Consider the following 18684-nt stretch of genomic DNA (forward strand, 5'->3'; position numbering starts at 1 on the left):
AAGCGAAAACACTTACCATGTATCTCGGCGCAGCTTCGTCAATCGTTCTTTTCTAAAAAGTGCGAAAATAATCCAGCATTGCCACCCCTGCTCCAGCAGGTCAGGCTGTCGCCCGGAGTTTATCGCCATGTCGCGTTTCTTTTCCCTCTTTGTCGGCCTCGTCCTGATCGTCTTTGCCATCTGGTTTTACACCCGCCCGGATGAAGAGGCAGCGACGGCCCCTGCCCCAGCGACAACCACCCCGCGCCCGGCCCAAGCACCAGAAGCCTCCTCCCAGTGGGCAGAGCTGGATGCATTGGCCGCTGAACAACCCAGCCTGGCCTCCGCCCGCGCCGCCGAGCTGCTGCAGGATACGCCGGCCGGGCTCAGCCCCACCGAGCGCGACGAGCTGCAAGGCAAGCTGGCGGCATGGCTGCCGTCGGCCATCGGCGAGCAACTGGCGACTGGCCGACGCGATAATGCCGAGCGTATGTGGGCCACCCTGGTCGCGCTCACGCCTGCAGGCTCTCCCCACCGGGCCGAGGCGCGCGAGCTTTGGCAAGCCGACCTGCTCCAGCACTGGCAGTCGGGCGAAGTCGAAGAGCCGGAGGAGCTTTGGAGCGAGGCCGACCGTCTGGGGCTCTTTGCCACGAGCGCGGCACTGGTGGAGGCTTACCAGCAATGGGCCTTGCAGCGCTTTGCCGCCGCCGAGCGCCAGGACGCTCCTGAGAGCGCACGTTGGCTGACGGAGGCCGCGACGGCCCGCACGGAAAACCCGGGGCCGCTGGGCGAGGTTCTGAAAGGCGAGGCTTGGAGCGTGCGAGCGCTCGAAGCGGTGGGCAACAAGCTCGTCGCCAGTGGGCAGACGGCCCTCGCCCCGCCTTTTTACGAGGCAGCCTTGGCCAAGGCGCGCACCGCCTCCCCTGTCTGGGGCTATACCGACACGCTCGACCCCGACGCCATCATCGCACGCCTGTCGCACAACCTCGCGCGGGCGTTGCTCACGACCGGGCGGGCCTTGAGCGCCAACCCGCAAATGTTGCGCACCACCTTGCCGGCGCGTCAGTGCTTCCTCAAGGCCCGCGCCCTGCAGCCAGCCGATCTTGCCCTGCGGACGGAAATCGAAGCCGCCCTCGCCTCCCCCAAGGCACCAGGGGCGTAGGCTGCCGCGCATAAGGGATTTGCAATGCGGCCCAAACCGCATTGGATGGTGGCATGGATCGCTCGGTCATCTATCACATTCTCCACCTCAGCGGCATCTTGCTGCTCTTCATCTCCTATGGCGGGCTCCTCGGGCGCGCCATGGCTGGCAGCGACAAGCCCGGCCTCAAGAAGTTTGCCGCCATTACCAGCGGCATCTCTCTCATCCTGATTCTTGTGGGCGGCTTCGGCCTGATGGCCCGCATGGGCTACAGCATCTCGCAGCCCTGGATCTGGGTAAAGATCACGGTGTGGCTCTGCCTCGGCGGTATGGTGGCGCTGATCAATCGCCAGCCCAAGCTGGCCGGCCTGTGGTGGTGGCTTACCTGGCTGCTCGGGGCGACGGCGGTCACGGCGGTGTATCTCCACCCCTATGTGGATTTTCTTTAAAAAAGACTTGCGCAGGATCCCGAAAACCGATCTACTCTGGTCTTTCAGTTAACAACACAACTGACCTGCGGGGCTAGCTCAATTGGATAGAGCACCTGACTACGGATCAGGAGGTTAGGGGTTCGACTCCCTTGCCCCGTGCCATTTTCAAAAAACCGTCTTCATCACGAAGACGGTTTTTTGGTGTTTGAGGAGCGGGCTGGTGAAACCTCCGCCACCAATCAGGTCTGGCATCCAATGGATGCGTAGAAGAATGCCGACGCACGCGAATATTATCCGCGCTCTGGGACTGCGGTGCTCCGCACCGATCTGGTTGATTTCTTCCGCATCGAACACTGGAACAGGGGCGCAGGCAGGAGCCATTTTCGCTGGAGACGCGGGTTGTTCCACACAGTGCGGACGCTTTATCACATCTACGGGAAACCAGATCTGCGCGGAGCGCAGCAGTCCCAGAGCCATTCTGCAACGGATACAGCCCCCAGCTAGATGCACACGCGCTTTTCGCCGAAAGCACCCTCTAGGGGGCCAGTGCACCCCCTCATTCTCGGCCCGTGCCTGATCCAGAACGTCAAAAACAGAACGCCGCCTCTCGCGGGGAGAAGGCGGCGTTGAGTCGCTATTATTCGGATCAGTTTGGGCGAAAGCCTTATTCGGCGTATTGCTGTTCGAGCAGGTCCATGACCTTGTTGGCCGAGTCCGTGATGACGGAGCCAGGCCCGAAGATCGCGGCGGCGCCGTGCTCGTAGAGGTATTCGTAGTCCTGCGCGGGGATGACGCCGCCGGCGACCACGATGATGTCGTCGCGGCCGAGCTTGGCCAGTTCACCGACCAACTGCGGCAGCAGAGTCTTGTGACCTGCGGCCAGCGAGCTCATGGCGACCACGTGCACGTCGTTTTCGACAGCTTGGGCGGCCGATTCCTCGGGGGTCTGGAACAAGGGCCCGATGTCGACGTCGAAGCCCATGTCGGCGTAGGCCGTGGCAACGACCTTGGCGCCGCGGTCGTGACCGTCCTGGCCCATCTTGGCGATCATGATGCGCGGGCGGCGGCCTTCCTTGTCGGCAAAGGCGTCGGTGCGGGCGCGCATCTTTTCGATGGCGCTGCTGTTGCCGTATTCGCTGCTGTAGACGCCGCTGATGGAGCGGATGACTGCCTGGTGACGACCGTAGACCTTTTCGAGGGCTTCGGAAATTTCACCAAGGCTGGCGCGGGCCTGGGTCGCCTCGATGGCGAGGGCGAGCAGGTTGGCCTTCACTTCGCCATTGGCGGCCTTGGTCAGGGCTTCGAGGCAGGCACGGACCTTCGACTCGTCGCGCTCGGCGCGGAGCTTTTCGAGGCGTTGGATCTGGGCGATGCGCACGGCCGTGTTGTCGATGTCGAGCACGTCGAGCGCGTCTTCCTTCTCCAGGCGGAACTTGTTCACGCCGGTGATGGTTTCGAGCTGGCTGTCAATACGGGCCTGGCGGCGCGCGGCAGCTTCTTCGATGCGCATCTTGGGCATGCCGCTCTCGATGGCCTTGGCCATACCGCCGAGCGATTCCACTTCCTGGATGTGGGCCCAAGCCTTGTTCTTGAGGGCGTGGGTAAGGGCTTCGACGTAGTAGCTGCCGCCCCACGGGTCGATGATCTTGCAGATGCCCGTTTCGTCCTGGAGGAAGAGCTGGGTATTGCGGGCGATCCGGGCGGAGAACTCCGTCGGCAGCGCGATGGCTTCGTCGAGCGCGTTGGTGTGCAGCGACTGGGTGTGGCCCAGCGCGGCGGCCATGGCCTCGATGCAGGTGCGCGATACGTTGTTGAAGGGGTCTTGCTCGGTGAGGCTCCAGCCGGAGGTCTGCGAGTGCGTGCGCAGGGCAAGCGACTTCGGGTTTTTCGGGTCGAACTGGTTCACGATCTTGGACCAGAGGAGGCGGGCGGCCCGCATCTTGGCCACTTCCATGAAGTAGTTCTTGCCTTGGGCCCAGAAGAACGAGAGGCGCGGCGCAAAGGCGTCGACATTGATGCCGGCCTTGATCCCGGTGCGGATGTATTCGAGACCGTCGGCGAGGGTGTAGGCCATCTCGAGGTCGGCCGTGGCACCCGCTTCCTGCATGTGGTAGCCGGAAATCGAGATCGAGTTGAACTTCGGCATCTTTTGCGAGGTGAACTCGAAGATGTCGGCGATGATGCGCATCGAAGGCTCGGGCGGATAAATGTAGGTGTTCCGCACCATGTATTCCTTCAGGATGTCGTTCTGGATCGTGCCGCTGAGGTCTTCCAGCTTGGCGCCTTGCTCGAGGGCGGCGACAATGTAGAAGGCCATTACGGGCAGCACCGCACCGTTCATGGTCATCGAGACCGACACCTTGTCCAGCGGGATCCGGTCGAACAGGATCTGCATGTCGAGGATCGAGTCGATCGCCACCCCGGCCTTGCCGACGTCGCCGACCACGCGCTTGTGATCGCTGTCGTAACCACGGTGGGTGGCGAGGTCGAAGGCCACCGAGAGGCCTTTTTGACCGGCCGCCAGGTTACGGCGGTAAAACGCGTTGGACTCTTCGGCGGTCGAGAAGCCAGCGTATTGGCGCACCGTCCAGGGGCGGAACACATACATCGTGGCATAGGGGCCGCGCAGGAAGGGCGCAATCCCGGCCTGATAGCCGAGGTGCTCCATGCCTTCGTAGGCATTACCCGTGTAGAGCGGCTCCACGGGGATCTGCTCCATCGTGTTCCAGACCAGCTCTTCGGCATTTTGGCCGGTGCGCTTTTCCAGATCGGCCTTCCATTCCGTGTAGGTGGGCTTGGCCGTGGCGGCGGGTTTCCAGTCGATCGACTTAAAATCAGGGGAAATCATGACTACTTGAGGCGTTGCAGCAGAGCTTGGTTCATGTCGTAGTTGCTCACGCGGACGTTGACGAAGTTGTCGATCCCGGCTTCGCGCCAGGCGGCTTCACTGTCTCCCGGAGCGCCGGCGAGGATCAGGTAGAGATCCGGGTTGGCGGCCTTGAGGGCTTTGGCGAGGTCGACGGCCACTTTGCCGTAGGTCTCGTCGTCGGACGTAACCACGGCGATGCGGGCGTTGGTTTCCTTGATCGCGGCCACGGCTTCGTCGATGCTGTTGAAGTCGACGTCGCTGAGGACGTTGAACCCGCCGACGCGATAGAAGGCGCTCGTCCAGTCGGCCCGGGCACGGTAGCGGCGACTGGGGCCGTAGTTGACCTGCAGGATCGTGGCCTTGTCGCCAAGGGCGAGCACCGACGAGCGGAGGTCTTCATAGGTCTGCGAGCCGCGCTGCATCTTGATGCGCTCGACTTGTTCGCTGCCGGTCTTGTTCTGGCGCAGGGCTTCGTTGATCTGGCCGAGCGTCATACCGGCCTTGGCGGCGTTGATCGCGGCGACGATCACGCCCGGGTCGGCGACGGGATCGGCGAGGCTGAGGCATTGCAGCGCGCTGTGCACCCCACCCTTCACCGCTTGCTCGCGTGCCTTCGTGGCCACGGCGCAGCGTTCCTTGGCGATGGCGGCGTAGTCGATCTCGCGGGGCTCGAGGGCCTTTTCCAGCGGATTCGGGTAGTTGTTGGTGCCGACGATGGTGTCGCGGCGCTGGTGGATCTTCTTGAGCTTTTGGGCCAGCACTTCCTGCGTCTTGACCTGGGCAAAACCGTCGCGCAGGGCCTGGACCATGCCACCGGCGGTTTCGACTTCCTGGAAGAGCTGCCAGGCTTGCCCGGCCATCTGCTGGGTGAGGCTTTCCACCGCCCAGGAGCCGCCCGCCGGGTCGATGACTTTCGTGAGGTCGCACTCTTCACCGAGGATGTGGTGGAGGTTGCGGGCGATGCGGCGCGAGAAGTTGTCGGGCTCGCGGATCACCTCGTCGAAGGTCCCCACGGCGAGGCCGTCCACGCCTGCGACCACGGCGCTGAAGCCTTCGGTGCAGGTGCGGAGCAGGTTCACATACGGGTCGATCGTGGTCTTGTTCCAGAGGCCGGTGCGGGCGTGGATGTAGATCTTGCGGGCTTCCTCGGGCACTTCGAAGCTTTCGAGCACCTTGTTCCAGAGCATCCGTAAGGCGCGGAACTTGGCGATTTCGAGGAAGTAGTTGGGCCCGATCGAGAGGCTGAAGCGCATGCGGGGGGCCACCTTTTCGGGCTTGAGGCCGCGGGCCTGCATCGCGCGGAGGTATTCGACGCCGGTCGCGAGCGCGAAGGCCATCTCCTGGTGCGAGGCACCGCCTGCATTATGATAGACGTGGGTCTGCACGCCGATCGTCTGCAGCTTGGGCGCGTTGTCGGCCGCGTAGGCCGTCAGCGCTGCCATCTCGTCGTAGGCGTGGCCCAGCTCGAAGGGCAGGCGGCCATTTTCGACGAGGAATGCGATCGGGTCGGCCTCGATGCAGCCTTGCAGCTCCTTGAAGTCGACCCCTGCCCGCTCGGCATAGGCGAAATAGAGGCCGCTGAGGGCGACGGGGCTCAGGCCCGCGCGCCAGTAGACGGAAATGTAGTTCAGGTAGATGCCATTGAACATCTGCGCCAGATCGCTCACGCCGGTGATCGACGTCCCGCAGAAGCCGACGCTCTGGGCGCAGGCGTGGTCGGGGTCGACCCCTTCGCGGCCGGGCTTGTCGAGCCAGATATTGAGCTCGCTCTGGCCGTTTTCCAGCTCGTGGCGGGCCACGGTGTTAAACTCCTTCGGCGTGCTCAGGCCCAGCTCTTGCGAGATCCACCAGGGGCGTTCGCGGTAGCCGCCTTTGGAAGCGCCACGCACTTTGGAGCCCTGGCCGGGCAGGTCGTCGCCCCATTGCACGAGCTTTTGCGCGTGCTCAAGCGTATAGAGGGGCTGGAGGTCGAAGCCCTCGTAGGTGGGCGTGACCATCACCTTGTCGAACGGGGCGCCTTTCAGGAGATCTTCGGCCGCCTGCTTCCATTGGTCGTAGGTGTGGGAGGGAAATTCCTCCAGCAGGCGTGAGTTCTCAGGCTGGTTGTGCTCTACGTCAGTTGCCATCGCGGTAACAGAATTAAGTGGGCGAGGAGGTGTGCGCCATCAGCGCATGAGCCACCACTATGCAAGATCGACTGATGCTGCCAAGCTTTTTTCTTAAGCATTTCTTATGACTCATTGCCTGATCTATTAGCCATTCTTGGCAGCACTTTGCCATTTCACGGAGGCTCATTCGGCTAATTGACAGCCTTCTGTCATTTAAGGCCTCGGGCGATTCACGATTTTGATTTCTTATCCACGAACATCGCGTCATTAATTTTGTTTATATAAAGACTTGCAAGTCGGGTTCGAATCTTCTACCGATCATGCCATCTGATCTACCGGATAACTTCTCTTTAATCCACGAGTGCCATGATTACCCAGATCGACCACATTGGAATTGCGGTGAAAAACCTCGACGAGGTCGTAGCCTACTATGAGCAAACCCTTGGCCTTCATTGTGAAGGCAAGGAAGAAGTGGCCTCGCAAAAGGTGCGCACGGCCTTCTTCCACGTAGGGGAAGTGCACATCGAGCTGCTGGAGCCGACCGACCCGGAGAGCCCCATCGCGAAGTTCCTCGAAAGCCGTGGCGAAGGCATCCACCACATCGCCTTTGGCACCGACGACATCACCGGCCAGCTCGCCCACGCCAAGAGCTCCGGCGCGCGCCTGATCCACGAAGTTCCGTTCGAAGGGGCCGCCAACAAGCTGGTGGCTTTCCTCCACCCGAAGAGCACACACGGCGTATTGACCGAGCTGTGCATGCCCAAGAGCTAAAACGGGGCACCTCATCCACCTTACATTAACTTTTCTAATCTGAGCACACAATGCCCATCGACCCCAAACTGATGGAAGCCCTGGAGGCCCGGCGCAAGGAAGCCGAGCTGGGCGGGGGGCAGGACAAGATCGAGAAGCGCCACGCGGCCGGTCAACTGACCGCCCGGGAGCGTCTCGCCGCCCTGTTCGACCCGGACACGTTCCAGGAATTCGGCATGCACGCCCAACACGCCTGCGTCGGTTTCGGCATGGCGGACAAGAAGATGCCGTCCGACGGCGTCGTGACGGGCACGGGCTACGTCAAGGGCCGCCCAGTAGCCGCCTTCGCCCACGACTTTACGGTCGGCGGCGGTGCGCTGGGCCGCATCCACGCCAAGAAGGTCTGCGACCTGATGGACTTCGCGATGAAGGCCGGGATGCCGATCGTCGGGATCAACGACTCCGGCGGCGCACGGATCCAGGAAGGCGTCGATTCGCTCTCCGGCTACGGCCAGATCTTTTTCCGCAACGTGGCGGCCTCGGGCCTCGTGCCCCAGGTGGCGATCATCGCCGGCCCCTGCGCTGGCGGCGCCGCCTACTCCCCCGCGCTGACGGACTTCCTCATCATGGTGGAAAACGAAGCCACCAATATGTTTATCTGCGGCCCGCAGGTGATCAAGAGCGCCACGGGTGAAAACGCCAAGCTGGAGCAGTTCGCCACCGCCCAGGCCCACGCCGCCGTCTCCGGCAACGTGCACATGACAGCCAAGAGCGACGCCCACGCCGTCGAGCTGGCCCAGCAGTTGATGAGCTACCTGCCGTCGAACAACCTCGACGACCCGCCCCACCAGCTCACCGAAAACGTGAGCATGGACGAGGTGCAGGAGCTGAACGACCTCGTGCCCGAAAACCCGAAGGCCCCCTTCGACGTCCACGTCGTGATCAACAAGATGTGCGACGAAGGCACGTTCTTCGAGATCATGCCGACGTTTGCGCCCAACCTGGTGACCGGCTTCGCCCGCGTCGACGGTTGCGTGGTGGGCATCGTGGCCAATCAGCCCAAGGTGAAGGCCGGCTGCCTCGACATCGACGCTTCCGACAAGGGCGCACGCTTCGTCCGCGTGTGCAACATCTACCAGATCCCGATCGTGACGCTGGTCGACGTGCCCGGGTTCTTCCCCGGCCTGAAGGAAGAGCGCGGCGGTATCATCCGCCACGGCGCCAAGATGCTCTTTGCCTACGCCGCCTCGACCGTCCCAAAAATCACCGTCATCATGCGCAAGGCCTACGGTGGCGCCTACCTGGCCATGTGCTCGAGCGACCTGGGCGCCGACCTCGTCTTCGCCTGGCCGACGGCTGAAATCGCCGTGATGGGCGCCGACGGTGCCGTGAAGGTGATCTTTGGCAAGGAGCTGAAGGAAGCCGAAAATGCCGACGCCCGCCTGCAAGAGCTCGTCGAGCAATACCGCGACCAGTTTGCCAGCCCCTACCAGGCGGCCGCCAACGCGCTGATTACCGACGTGATCAAGCCGTCGCAGACCCGCGGCGCCGTCTCCCTCGGCCTGCGCACCCTGCTGAACAAGCGCGAGACCCGCCCGCCGAAGAAGCACGGCAACATCCCCCTCTGATCCCCCCCCTCTTTGCGCCGGGGTCGAAAGCCTTCCGACCCCGGATTTTACCGGAAAAACTCGCCAATTGATCCAACTGGCCCAAAGCTGGCCCCGCCCATGCATTTCCTTCCCGTCTTAGCCGTTGCCACCCTTTCGGATTCCCTGCCGCACCTGGTCGGCTTCGCCATCGTCCTGGTGGTGTTAGCCGCCCTCTGGGCCATGACTGCCGTTGTCGGGCTCGTGATCCCCAAGCCGGCCCCGGTCGCCGCCAAGGCCGCCAAAGCCGCGCCGGCACCCGCCCCCCAACCCAAGGCAGCCGCCGCTGCCGCAGATGACTCCGAAGAGTTGGCCGTAATCTCGGCCGTCGTGGCCATGCTGATGGACGACCGCGCCCACCGGATCGTGTCGATCCGCAAGAGCGGCACGGACTGGAGCCGTGAAGGGCGTCGCCAGCATCACGCCTCGCACCGCATACGTTAACTGAACCGCCATGCTGAAGTCCTACCTCCTGGCTGCGCTGCACCAAGCGCAGTATCAACTGGAAGCGGACGGTTCCATCCGCGGGAGCATCCCTGGCTGCCCCGGGGTCTGGGCCCGCACCGGCACCCTGGAGCAATGCCGCAGCGCCCTTGAGACGCTGCTGGAGCAATGGGTGTTGCAAAAGGTCTGGGCTCACGAGCCCTTGCCCGAATTCGAGGGCCGTCAGCTCCACGTGCATGCACCGGCCTTTTCCACGCCCGGCGCCGCCCCGGCACCCGCTTCCGCCTCCGCTGGCGGAGACGACCTGGGCACCGAGGAAGAAGCCGCCGCCCTCATGGCCATCGTCAGCATGATGATGGACAACCAACGGCACCGGATCGTGTCCGTCCGCCCCGTCGAATCCGCCTGGAGTCGCGAAGGCCGCCGCCAGATCCACGCTTCGCACCGTCTACGTTAGAATCCCGCATCCTTTCACATCCCTACCCATTTTGACATCATGAAACGCAAGTTCCGCATTTCGCTGAACAACAAGGTCTTCGAGGTCGAGGCCGAAGTGATCGAAGAAGGTGGCAGCAGTGCCGTCGCCAGCCCCGCCGCCCCGGCTGCCCCCAGCGCACCGGTCGCCCCGGCCCCGACCGCCGCTCCGGTAGCAGCCCCTGCCCCCCAGGCAGCGGCCCCCGCCGCCGCCGCTGGCGACGTGCCGAGCCCGCTGGCCGGCAAGGTCGTGAGCATCGAAGCCAAGCCCGGCACGCAAGTGCAGGCCGGCCAGACGATCATGATCCTCGAGGCCATGAAGATGAACACGGAAGTTTCGGCCCCGCACGCCGGAACCGTCCAAGCGGTGCACGTTTCTCCCGGAGATGCCGTCGAAGAAGGCCAGCCGCTGCTGACGATCGCTTAACCGGAGGGACTGTATCATGCAGGAGCTCCTCATCGATTTCTGGCACTCCACCGGGTTTCACGGCCTGGAATGGGGCATGGTGCTGATGTGGGCGGTTGTCGCCCTCCTCCTCTACCTTGCCATCGCCAAACAGTTCGAACCGTTGCTGCTGGTGCCCATCTCGCTGGGCGCCATGCTGGCCAACCTGCCGATCTCGGAGATTATCCTCGCCCCGCCCACCACCACCGTCCAATGGATCGAGGTGAGTGCGGTGCAGCCGGGGATACCGACCTACACGATCGACCAGCGGCCCAACGTGCCTCAAGAGCTGAGATTTCCGAGCGAGGAAGCCCAATCGGACGCCAAAGCCCACCACCTCACCCCCAACCACGATTACGGCATTCGCAGCCAGGTAGTCGAAGGTGACCGGGTGTATCAGGAGGTGGAGAATGTCACCCCGGGTGGACTCCTCTATTACATCAACCAGGGCGTCGTACTCGGCCTCTTCCCGCCGATCATCTTCCTCGGCGTGGGTGCCTTGACCGACTTCGGGCCGCTGATTGCCAACCCGCGCACGCTGTTGCTCGGCGGCGCCGCCCAGATCGGGATCTTCGCCACCTTCCTCGGTGCGGCCGCCACCCCGTGGTTTACGCTCAAGGAAGCCGCCTCCATCGGTATCATCGGTGGTGCGGACGGCCCGACCTCGATCTACACCTCGTCCATCCTTGCGCCCGATTTGCTGGGGGCGATTGCCGTGGCCGCCTACTCCTACATGGCGCTCGTCCCGGTGATCCAGCCGCCCATCATGCGCCTCTTCACGACCAAGGCGGAGCGCAAGATCCGCATGACGAAGCTGCGCAACGTGAGCAAGCTGGAGAAGCTGGTGTTCGCCGTAGCGGTGATGGGCTTCTGCTGCATCGTGGTGCCCAGCGCGGCCCCGTTGATCGGCATGCTCTTCATCGGCAACATCCTGCGTGAGTGCGGCGTTACCGACCGCCTCTCGAAGGCCGCCCAGAACGAGATCATCAACATCGTGACGATCTTCCTCGGGGTGAGCGTGGGCCTGAAGATGGAGAGCCACAAGTTCCTCGACCCGCGCACGCTCGGCATCCTGGCACTCGGCATCGTGGCTTTCGTGGTCGCAACCGCCGGTGGGGTGTTGATGGCCAAGCTGATGAACGTCTTCAGCAAGACGAAGATCAACCCGCTGATCGGCAGTGCCGGCGTCAGCGCGGTGCCGATGGCCGCCCGCGTGAGCCACGTGGAGGGCCAGAAGGCCGACTCGTCCAACTACCTGCTCTACCACGCCATGGGCCCCAATGTGGCCGGCGTGATCGGCAGTGCGCTGGCAGCCGGTTACTTCATCTCGGTGCTCGGGGGTTGATTCCGGCGACAGTTTGTTTTCTACTGCGGCAATGGGCTCGATGCTCATTGCCGCTTTTTATAAATTCGTATCGTTCCCGCAGTTCCGCGACTGGCAGCCCCGCATCTTCGAGCGAGGCGAGCAACTGGGCCTGCGTGGCACGGTGCTGGTCGCGCATGAAGGGGTCAACAGCACGCTCGCGGGCCCGCCCGAAGGCGTCCGCACATTCCTGGATTACCTGGAGCACGAGGTGGGGCTTGGCCCGATCGAGCGCAAGTATGCGGAGACGGCCGAGATGCCCTTCCGCCGCTGGAAGGTGCGCCTGAAAAAGGAGATCGTGACGATGGGCCAGCCGGGCATCGACCCGAACCAGATCGTGGGCACCTACGTCGCTCCCCAGGAGTGGAATCGCCTGATTACCGACCCGGAGGTGGTGGTAGTCGATACGCGCAACGATTATGAGGTGGAGCTGGGGACCTTCCAGCGCGCGATCAACCCCAATACCGAGTCGTTTCGCGACTTCCCGGAGTGGGTGCGCGAGAACCTCGACCCGGCCCAGCATCGCAAGGTCGCGATGTTTTGCACTGGGGGCATCCGTTGCGAAAAGGCGACCGCCTACCTCAAGCAACAGGGCTTTGAAGAGGTCTACCACCTGCAGGGCGGCATCCTGAAGTATCTGGAAGAAGTGCCCGCCCAAAACAGTACGTGGGAGGGCGAATGCTTCGTCTTCGACGAGCGCGTGACCGTCAACCACGAGCTGGAGCCGGGCACGTATGCGCTCTGCGGCGGCTGTCGCCACCCGATCGACGCCGGAGACCAGCGCAGCGCCTACTACGAGGAAGGCGTCTCCTGCCCCTACTGCTACGAGGGCCTGAGCGAAGAAAGGCGCGCCAGCCGACGCGAGCGCCACCGCCAGATGCAACTGGCCAAGCAGCGCGGCTACGATCACCTGGGGGCGAAGCTGCCGCTGCCGGAAGCTTAACTCGCGGCCGCGAAGCGCTGACGCAGCCAGCGAATGAAGGCAGGCCCCTTGATGCCTACGCCATTGAAATTCGGCTCCAGCATCAGGACGTCTGCCAAGGTGAGCCGGGCAGCATCTTCCTGAGGCCGGAACGAGTCGACTTGGTTCAGTAGCTCGGTCATGTGCCCATCCAGCTCGACCTCGCCCGGGAGAAAGTCCGCGGAATCCGCATCCATCCGCAGGCGGCACTTGGGGTTGTAACGGGTGAGGCCACGACTGGTCTCCTCCAGCTCCTGCCCGTCCTGATTGCGGAGAGCGGTCAGGAGCAGGCGCCCCACTCCACCCGCCAAGGCGACCGGCACCCTGATCCGCTCCAGCGGGTCGAAGAACTCGCGATCGAACCCGCCGCCACGATATTCTGCCGGGTCGAACCAACCGACAAAGAGGTCTGGCTGCTTGCTCGGCTGGAGCCCGATCGGGTTTGCATCCAGGCAATGCGGCTCGGGCAGCGGGATCTCGTAGAGCAGAAAAAGATAGTGCGGGGCCAACGCGCTCTGCCGATCTACCAGGTCGACCGAGGCAAGCCCACGCTCATGCCACTTCAGCGCAGGGCCGGGCGGCAGATAGACCCGCCGCGCCATCGCCGTGGCCATCGCCTCCGGGTGCAAGGACTTCGGCGACCACGACTTGAGGACCGAAAACCCGCCGGTAACGCGCGGGCTGCCATCGGGCTGGCGCGGAGCACGGTAGAAAACGGCAACCTTGCCGCCGCAGGTAAAGTAGACGCCTACCTGCAGGATGGAATGAAGCGATTTGAGCAAAATGCTGCCTGGATCGACACGCAGTTGATCGAGGCTCGTCCAGTCCAGCCGGCGCCGACGGTACGACCGCAACAAGGTGGTGCAGCTCAACTCCCCGGCCTTTACCTGTGCCGCCAAGTCGCGCACGACCAGTCGTGATGCGCAGGTTTTGGAATCGATCAACTTCACCGGAATGCCTCAGCGGCATCTTTGGCAAGCAGGGCACAGGGTCAACCTTAATCTAATCTAGCTTACGTTTACGCTTAAACGCAGAAAAGCCCACACACGGTGGGCTCTTCAGCATGAATGTAACGAACTTTCGTTCGAAAAAATTCTAGGCGCGACGGCGGCGGAAGCTGGCCCAAAGAAGGGCGCCCGCACCAAAAGCCAAGGCATAGGTACCCGGCTCCGGGATGATCATATAACCTGCGGCACCTGGCACAACGGATTCAAGACCGGAGATAGCATCGCCATCGGATCCAAGGACCCAGTCGATACCGCGCACAAAGCCGTAGTAATCCCCCTCATTGGCTGCGTTGCTATCGAACCAGATGAGGCCGAACTCCATGCCGGGGCTAAGCGTCAAGCTGTCGTAAGGCACGTTGACAATGGAACCGATCGCGCCATTGGAAGACAGCGGCGGAGCGAAGACCGTGGAGGTCAGGCCGTTGATGCCAAACAGGAAAAGATCGTCGCTCAGGCCGCCCCCTGTGGGCAGAAACTGGCTATTGGCCGTAATGTCGAACGCGAGGTATTCACCCAGCGCAAACCCGTCACCGCCGGTATCGGCCACGATGGCGAAGTTCATCCCATTGGTGGGGATGCCCTCCGTATTGCCGAAGCCGGCGAGATTGAAGGTGATCGTCATATCGGCTTGCAGCGCAGAGGCCGAGGCGAGCACACAGGTGAGAGAAAGTGCTTTGATCAAATGCATTGAGATAGAGATAGAGCTAAGGTATAAAACCTATTATTCCACGTAATCCGGAAGGCGAGAGACGACAAAATTTGTCGGGCTGGAGACCGAGGGCATACGTAATACATAACCGGCACCCGGTGCGAGTATAAACGTATTGTCCACGATATTAAACCCCTGATCGTACCAGCCATAGCCCTCATAGTAAGTCAGTACTGCGCTCGGCGACTGGTTGTAACCGGCGCTGGACTGGTCGTAGGCGTACAGCATTGTCTGATCGACCAGGCCCAGACCGGAGGCACCGATGTTGACCCCGATCGGGTCGGAGATCGAAAACGGGTAATCGAGCCTGGCCGCGCGAGCGGGAATCACCTTGCGGTCGCTCGTCAGCGGCACCTGGCCATCGAGGATCACGTCGACATCCGGAGTGCCCTTTGGCAGGCGCACGATAAAAGATGTGCCCCGCTCGATGGGGAGGTGATCGGCAACGGCGAAATTGGCGTCATACCAGCCGTAGGCCTGCGAATAAGTCAGGACGGCTGCGGGCGCCTTGTTCATCGCCGGATCGGTCCGGTCATAGAGGTAGAGGATCGTTTGATCGGGCAGCGGAGCGGCACCCAGAAGGCTCGCCGGCGTGTGGCTGGGCAGGATGCGGATGATATCGCCCTGCCCCGCGCCGTTTGCGGCATTGGTGGCCACATCGGCCAGCGAATCTCCAGCCAGCGCCACTTGCAGGGTATTGGTGCCGTTGGCCACGATCCGCAACGCCATGCCATCTTCCACCCCCAGCGTCACAAGCACTTCGTAGGTTTCATCACCCGCGCCTTGCGGCTGCCACTGATTCGGCGTCCACCCCGGCGTGCCCGCCAAAGTAATGACGTTACCGTCGACCGCTTCAATCCGCCCCTGGTAGAGGTATTGGCGATCCAACGGCAGGCCGAGGCGGGTGTCGGAGCCGCCGCGCAAAGTCACGCGCATGGCGCCAGCGGGCTCGGAGAAGGCTTCGATGGCATGGAGGCCAGAGGCCGCCAGCGCTAGACAGGAGAGAGAAAACAGAAGGAATTTCATCGGGAGGAGCTTTTGAGGTGTTTCCAGCGGCGCAGGCCGAGGCAAAGGAGGACCAGTAGCGGGATCGCCGCCGTGTTGGGCTCGGGAATGACGGCGATGCCGGTAATGGAGGAAATCCAGTCGAGGTAGGGCGTGGTGAGGACGCCGCCGGCAGAGTTGCCGAAGGTGCCGTCGGCGCTCAGCAGGTAGGTGTTGACGCCGACGATTTCGTAACCGTTTTCGCCCATCACGAGCAGAGGCCCGCCGGAGTCGCCCACGCCGATCATCGACTCACGGTCGTTGCCGAGGCTGCCACCGATCAGACCCACCGTGTCGGGCGCATCAAAGTCGTATTCGAACAGCTCGGCTTGCCCACTGCCCTCGTCGTCGACCAGCATCACATCGAGTACGTTTTCGCCCACGCGGCGCTGGTCGAGCGTCGCGGCGGTCATGTAGCCGAGGTCGCCGTAGCCGGAGCGGCCAAAGCCCACCATCGTCACCTCGTCGCCCAGCCCCACCGAGCCGAAGGTCGGGAAGAGCAGCGCTTCGGGCAAGGGCGTGCTGAAGTAGAGCAGCGCGAGGTCGTCGTTGAGTGAGGGATTGTTGAAGCCCGTAAAGCCGGGATGCACCACGCTGCTGGTCGCCGTGTAGGTGCCGTAGTCCGGCAGGTTGAACTGGATCGAGAGCCCACCGTCGACCTGACCGTCGTCATCGTAGTCAACGTTGTGGGCCGCCGTCAGCACCCAGTTGGGCGAGATGGCACTGGCGCTGGCGTAGTAGAGCTGCGAACTCGTCTGGATGCGCAGCGAGCCGACAAAGCTGAAAGGCGAAGCCGCACCCAAGTCGTCGAGCCGCTGCGTAGGCGAATCGACCGGGAAGGCGTTGGAATCGCCCGCCAGCACCGTGCGTTGAGGAGAACCGAAATTGAGCGAAACGTCCATAAAGCGAAATCAGTCAGTAACGACCTTGAGGCGGAGGAAGAGGCGTTCGCCGGTGGCCGGGGCGGCCATGCGGAGCGTCACCTGCTCGGTAGTGGCGTCCACGTCGACCACGGTTTCCGTGCTTTCGGCGGCAAGGACGGAGGTCCACGGGCCATCCGGGCGCGGTGCCTGCTCGACCTGATAAGCCAGACCCAGCCGATCCTTGAGTCGGAAGTAGGTAAACGCGACTTGGTCGGTGCCTTCTTCTCCTTCGCCGCGCGGCTGGCGGGCCCCGGCATCGGAGATGAGCGGGTTGAGCCCGTAGGCGAACTCCAGCAGGTTGGAGCGGCCGTCGCCATCCGGGTCGCGCAGCATGCCGGCGATGTCGGGGTTGCCCGCCGAGCCGCCGAAGACGTCCGTTGCCCACTCATTGTAGGTAAAGGTAGGCAGCAGGTCGAAGAGATCGCTGGTGCCCGTCGCGCCGCCGGAGTGGGTGGCCGTGAGCGTCTGCGCGCCCTCGCCTGCCAGCGCCACGGTGTGGACCAGCAGTTCGCCGTTGGTGAAGGCGGCAGTCGTGCCCCCACCCTGCTCCAGCGTGGCGGAGCTGGTCAGCTCGACCGTACCGGTAAAGTCGCGCACGATCACGCCATTGCTGTCGACGGCGGCAATCGAGATGACGAAGGGCACGCGCGAACGCTGGTCGCCAATCGGATCGAAGACGAAGGAGACGACGCTGCCGGTTTCGCCCTGGAACATCACCATCTGGCTCGCCGCCACCGTATAGGTGCCGTCGAAGTCGACCGTCAGGGCCTGCGCGCCCGCCGGGGCGTCTTCACCCAGCACCGTCAGCGTGAGCGGCATGGGCGTGGTGAAGTCGAAATTGGTCAGGCCCGCCGCGTTGAGCACGTGGGCGAGGTCGAAATACGCTGCCGAAGCCGCCGCGCCGTCGCCCACCGCCGCGAAGAGCGGGTAGGCAGAATCGTCGGCGTCGAGGCGCACAATCGCACCGTCGGCGGGCTGGCTGAGCGCGACCATGACCTGTCGGGCTTCGCTGACGAAGGCCACGTCACTGGCGGTGGTCGCGGTGCCGATGCCGGGATCGTTGGCGAGATTGGGCGTGCCGGAGCCATCGACCGAGCCGGTCGCAAAATAATAGGTGACGCCCGGCTGGAGATCGCCCACCCGCACCCACACGAGGCCCTGCGCCGCCACCGCGCCTTGCAGCGCCTGACGCTCGGCAAAGGTGCCGTTGCCGCCCACTTCGGGGTCGCCGGCCTTCACCGGGTAAAACTCCACCTCCACCTGATCGGTAATCGGCGTGGTGCCGGTCGCATCGCTGTAGACGGCAAAGGTGGGCGTGGCGGAGATGTCGGACACCTGCCAGAGCACGTCGAACTGGCGGGCGCTGACGTTGCCCACCTCGACCTGACTGATGGTGACCTGAGCGCTGAGGCTGGCGCAGAGCGACACCCCGGCCAAGGCCAGGCAGTGGATCGCGCGCATGTTGAAAAGGTTCATATCGGCAATTGAGGTGCGGAATTACTCGGCGGGCTGCTGAGGCTCGGCGGTCGGGTCGGTAATGGTGCCACCGCTGCGGCGGTCGGTACCCGAACGGCCGTCGTATTGCAGGATCGTTTCGCCCCCGGCGAGCACGGCCACGCGTTCATAACCGGCGGCACGGAGCTGGCGGGCGGTTTCCACGGCAGATTGGTTGTCGTCGTCGACCAGCACGATCAGCGGGCTGGCGGCAGATCCACCAGACTTGAGCAGCGGATTGGAAGCCGTCGTCGCCTGCGAGGCGGAAGCACGCAGCGGTGCCGGGCGGGAGGCACGGCCAGCCACATCTTGCAATGGGTTGCCACGGCGGACCTGAGCCTGCGGGAAATGCTGCGACAGGCTTTCCGGCTCCGGCGCAGAGGTCGTTCCGGCGACAGCGCTGGCGCGCAGCGGACGGGCGGAGGCGGACGCGCGCAGGTCGTAGATCACCACGTCTTCCCCCAAGGCTCCTTGCAGCTCCTGGTAGGAGATCGTCGGCGGACTCTCCTGGGTCATGCCTTTGGGCTCGGTCGTGACGCCGGAGCGCGTTTGCCAGGCGGCGTAACCACCCTCCAGCAGGTCGGGCTCGATGCCCTTCTTTTGGCTGAGCAGTCGCACGGCCTCGGCGGCATCCTGGCGACCAAAGCCGTCGGCATAGACGACGACTTCGCCAAAGGGCGGCAACTGGCGCTGGGCCAGCAACGGCAGCGGGATGCTGATCGCGCCGGGGATGTGGCCCTGCTGATAGAGGGTCGTCGGGCGCAGGTCGATCACGACGGGGGCGTCACCGGCCACGATGGCATCGGCCAGCTCTTCCACCGTAAGGGCCCACCCCAGCGGGGCGGTGGTGGCAAGTGCTGCGAGCAGCAGGAAGCGAGAAGGCAGGGATTTCATCG

At 63.5% G+C, this 18684-nt stretch carries 18 protein-coding genes and 1 tRNA gene; 10 read left to right on the forward strand and 9 right to left on the reverse strand.

The genetic code is table 11. The annotated features are described in order from the left end of the window. Positions 1-127: 127 nt before the first annotated feature. From Q7P63_08585 to Q7P63_08595, 3 genes are all read left to right on the forward strand, one after another. Positions 128-1141 (forward strand): hypothetical protein, encoded by a 1014-nt coding sequence (locus Q7P63_08585; protein ID MDP0500145.1) that lies wholly within the window; start codon positions 128-130, stop codon positions 1139-1141. A 53-nt stretch (positions 1142-1194) separates the two neighbouring features. Next, entirely contained in the window at positions 1195-1569 is a 375-nt protein-coding gene (locus Q7P63_08590) for a hypothetical protein (GenBank protein ID MDP0500146.1), read from the forward strand. Positions 1570-1636: 67 nt separating this feature from the next. After that, positions 1637-1713 (forward strand) — tRNA-Arg (locus tag Q7P63_08595). 3 nt (positions 1714-1716) lie between these two features. On the opposite strand, the gene Q7P63_08600 is transcribed toward Q7P63_08595, so the two are convergent. The 3 genes from Q7P63_08600 to Q7P63_08610 form a co-directional block, all read right to left on the reverse strand. Further along, positions 1717-2028, reverse strand: coding sequence for a hypothetical protein (locus Q7P63_08600; GenBank protein MDP0500147.1), 312 nt, complete (start codon positions 2026-2028; stop codon positions 1717-1719). A 187-nt stretch (positions 2029-2215) separates the two neighbouring features. Further along, positions 2216-4399 (reverse strand): methylmalonyl-CoA mutase, encoded by a 2184-nt coding sequence (scpA, locus tag Q7P63_08605; protein MDP0500148.1) that lies wholly within the window; start codon positions 4397-4399, stop codon positions 2216-2218. A gap of 2 nt (positions 4400-4401) precedes the next feature. Beyond that, positions 4402-6546 (reverse strand): methylmalonyl-CoA mutase family protein, encoded by a 2145-nt coding sequence (locus tag Q7P63_08610; GenBank protein MDP0500149.1) that lies wholly within the window; start codon positions 6544-6546, stop codon positions 4402-4404. Between the two features lie 348 nt (positions 6547-6894). On the opposite strand from Q7P63_08610, the gene mce reads away from it, so the two are divergent. The 7 genes from mce to Q7P63_08645 all read left to right on the forward strand — a co-directional run bounded on the left by mce (position 6895) and on the right by Q7P63_08645 (position 12593). Then, a complete protein-coding gene (mce, locus tag Q7P63_08615) occupies positions 6895-7299 on the forward strand; it encodes a methylmalonyl-CoA epimerase (protein ID MDP0500150.1) in 405 nt (134 codons plus the stop codon). A gap of 50 nt (positions 7300-7349) precedes the next feature. Beyond that, on the forward strand, positions 7350-8906 hold the full coding sequence (locus tag Q7P63_08620; GenBank protein ID MDP0500151.1) for an acyl-CoA carboxylase subunit beta: 1557 nt from the start codon (positions 7350-7352) through the stop codon (positions 8904-8906). A 99-nt stretch (positions 8907-9005) separates the two neighbouring features. Then, positions 9006-9368, forward strand: a complete 363-nt coding sequence (locus Q7P63_08625; protein ID MDP0500152.1) for an OadG family transporter subunit — start codon at positions 9006-9008, stop codon at positions 9366-9368. A gap of 10 nt (positions 9369-9378) precedes the next feature. Further along, the gene (locus tag Q7P63_08630; GenBank protein ID MDP0500153.1) at positions 9379-9825 is read left to right on the forward strand and encodes a hypothetical protein; all 447 of its coding nucleotides are present in this window, start codon (positions 9379-9381) and stop codon (positions 9823-9825) included. A gap of 39 nt (positions 9826-9864) precedes the next feature. Then, positions 9865-10269: a biotin/lipoyl-containing protein gene (locus Q7P63_08635; GenBank protein ID MDP0500154.1), complete on the forward strand. Its 405-nt coding sequence runs from the start codon at positions 9865-9867 to the stop codon at positions 10267-10269. Between the two features lie 16 nt (positions 10270-10285). After that, positions 10286-11632 carry a sodium ion-translocating decarboxylase subunit beta gene (locus Q7P63_08640; GenBank protein MDP0500155.1) on the forward strand — a complete coding sequence of 449 codons (1347 nt, stop codon included), beginning with the start codon at positions 10286-10288 and terminating at the stop codon, positions 11630-11632. A gap of 31 nt (positions 11633-11663) precedes the next feature. Next, positions 11664-12593, forward strand: a complete 930-nt coding sequence (locus Q7P63_08645) for a rhodanese-related sulfurtransferase (protein MDP0500156.1) — start codon at positions 11664-11666, stop codon at positions 12591-12593. Here Q7P63_08645 and Q7P63_08650 read toward each other — a convergent pair. From Q7P63_08650 to Q7P63_08675, 6 genes are all read right to left on the reverse strand, one after another. Continuing rightward, positions 12590-13561, reverse strand: a complete 972-nt coding sequence (locus Q7P63_08650; protein MDP0500157.1) for a hypothetical protein — start codon at positions 13559-13561, stop codon at positions 12590-12592. The genes Q7P63_08645 and Q7P63_08650 overlap by 4 nt on opposite strands. A 145-nt stretch (positions 13562-13706) precedes the next feature. After that, on the reverse strand, positions 13707-14306 hold the full coding sequence (locus Q7P63_08655) for a PEP-CTERM sorting domain-containing protein (GenBank protein ID MDP0500158.1): 600 nt from the start codon (positions 14304-14306) through the stop codon (positions 13707-13709). A gap of 33 nt (positions 14307-14339) precedes the next feature. Beyond that, positions 14340-15353, reverse strand: a complete 1014-nt coding sequence (locus tag Q7P63_08660; GenBank protein MDP0500159.1) for a TIGR02597 family protein — start codon at positions 15351-15353, stop codon at positions 14340-14342. Then, positions 15350-16273 carry a trypsin-like serine protease gene (locus tag Q7P63_08665; protein ID MDP0500160.1) on the reverse strand — a complete coding sequence of 308 codons (924 nt, stop codon included), beginning with the start codon at positions 16271-16273 and terminating at the stop codon, positions 15350-15352. The genes Q7P63_08660 and Q7P63_08665 overlap by 4 nt, the downstream gene beginning before the upstream one ends. A 9-nt stretch (positions 16274-16282) precedes the next feature. Then, entirely contained in the window at positions 16283-17770 is a 1488-nt protein-coding gene (locus Q7P63_08670; GenBank protein ID MDP0500161.1) for a hypothetical protein, read from the reverse strand. 21 nt (positions 17771-17791) lie between these two features. Further along, complete coding sequence (locus Q7P63_08675; protein MDP0500162.1) at positions 17792-18682, reverse strand: rhodanese-like domain-containing protein; 891 nt, start codon at positions 18680-18682, stop codon at positions 17792-17794. Positions 18683-18684: the final 2 nt, after the last annotated feature.

The sequence above is a fragment of the Verrucomicrobiota bacterium JB022 genome (genome assembly GCA_030673845.1).
In the GTDB taxonomy this organism is placed as follows: Bacteria; Verrucomicrobiota; Verrucomicrobiia; order Opitutales; family Oceanipulchritudinaceae; genus WOUP01.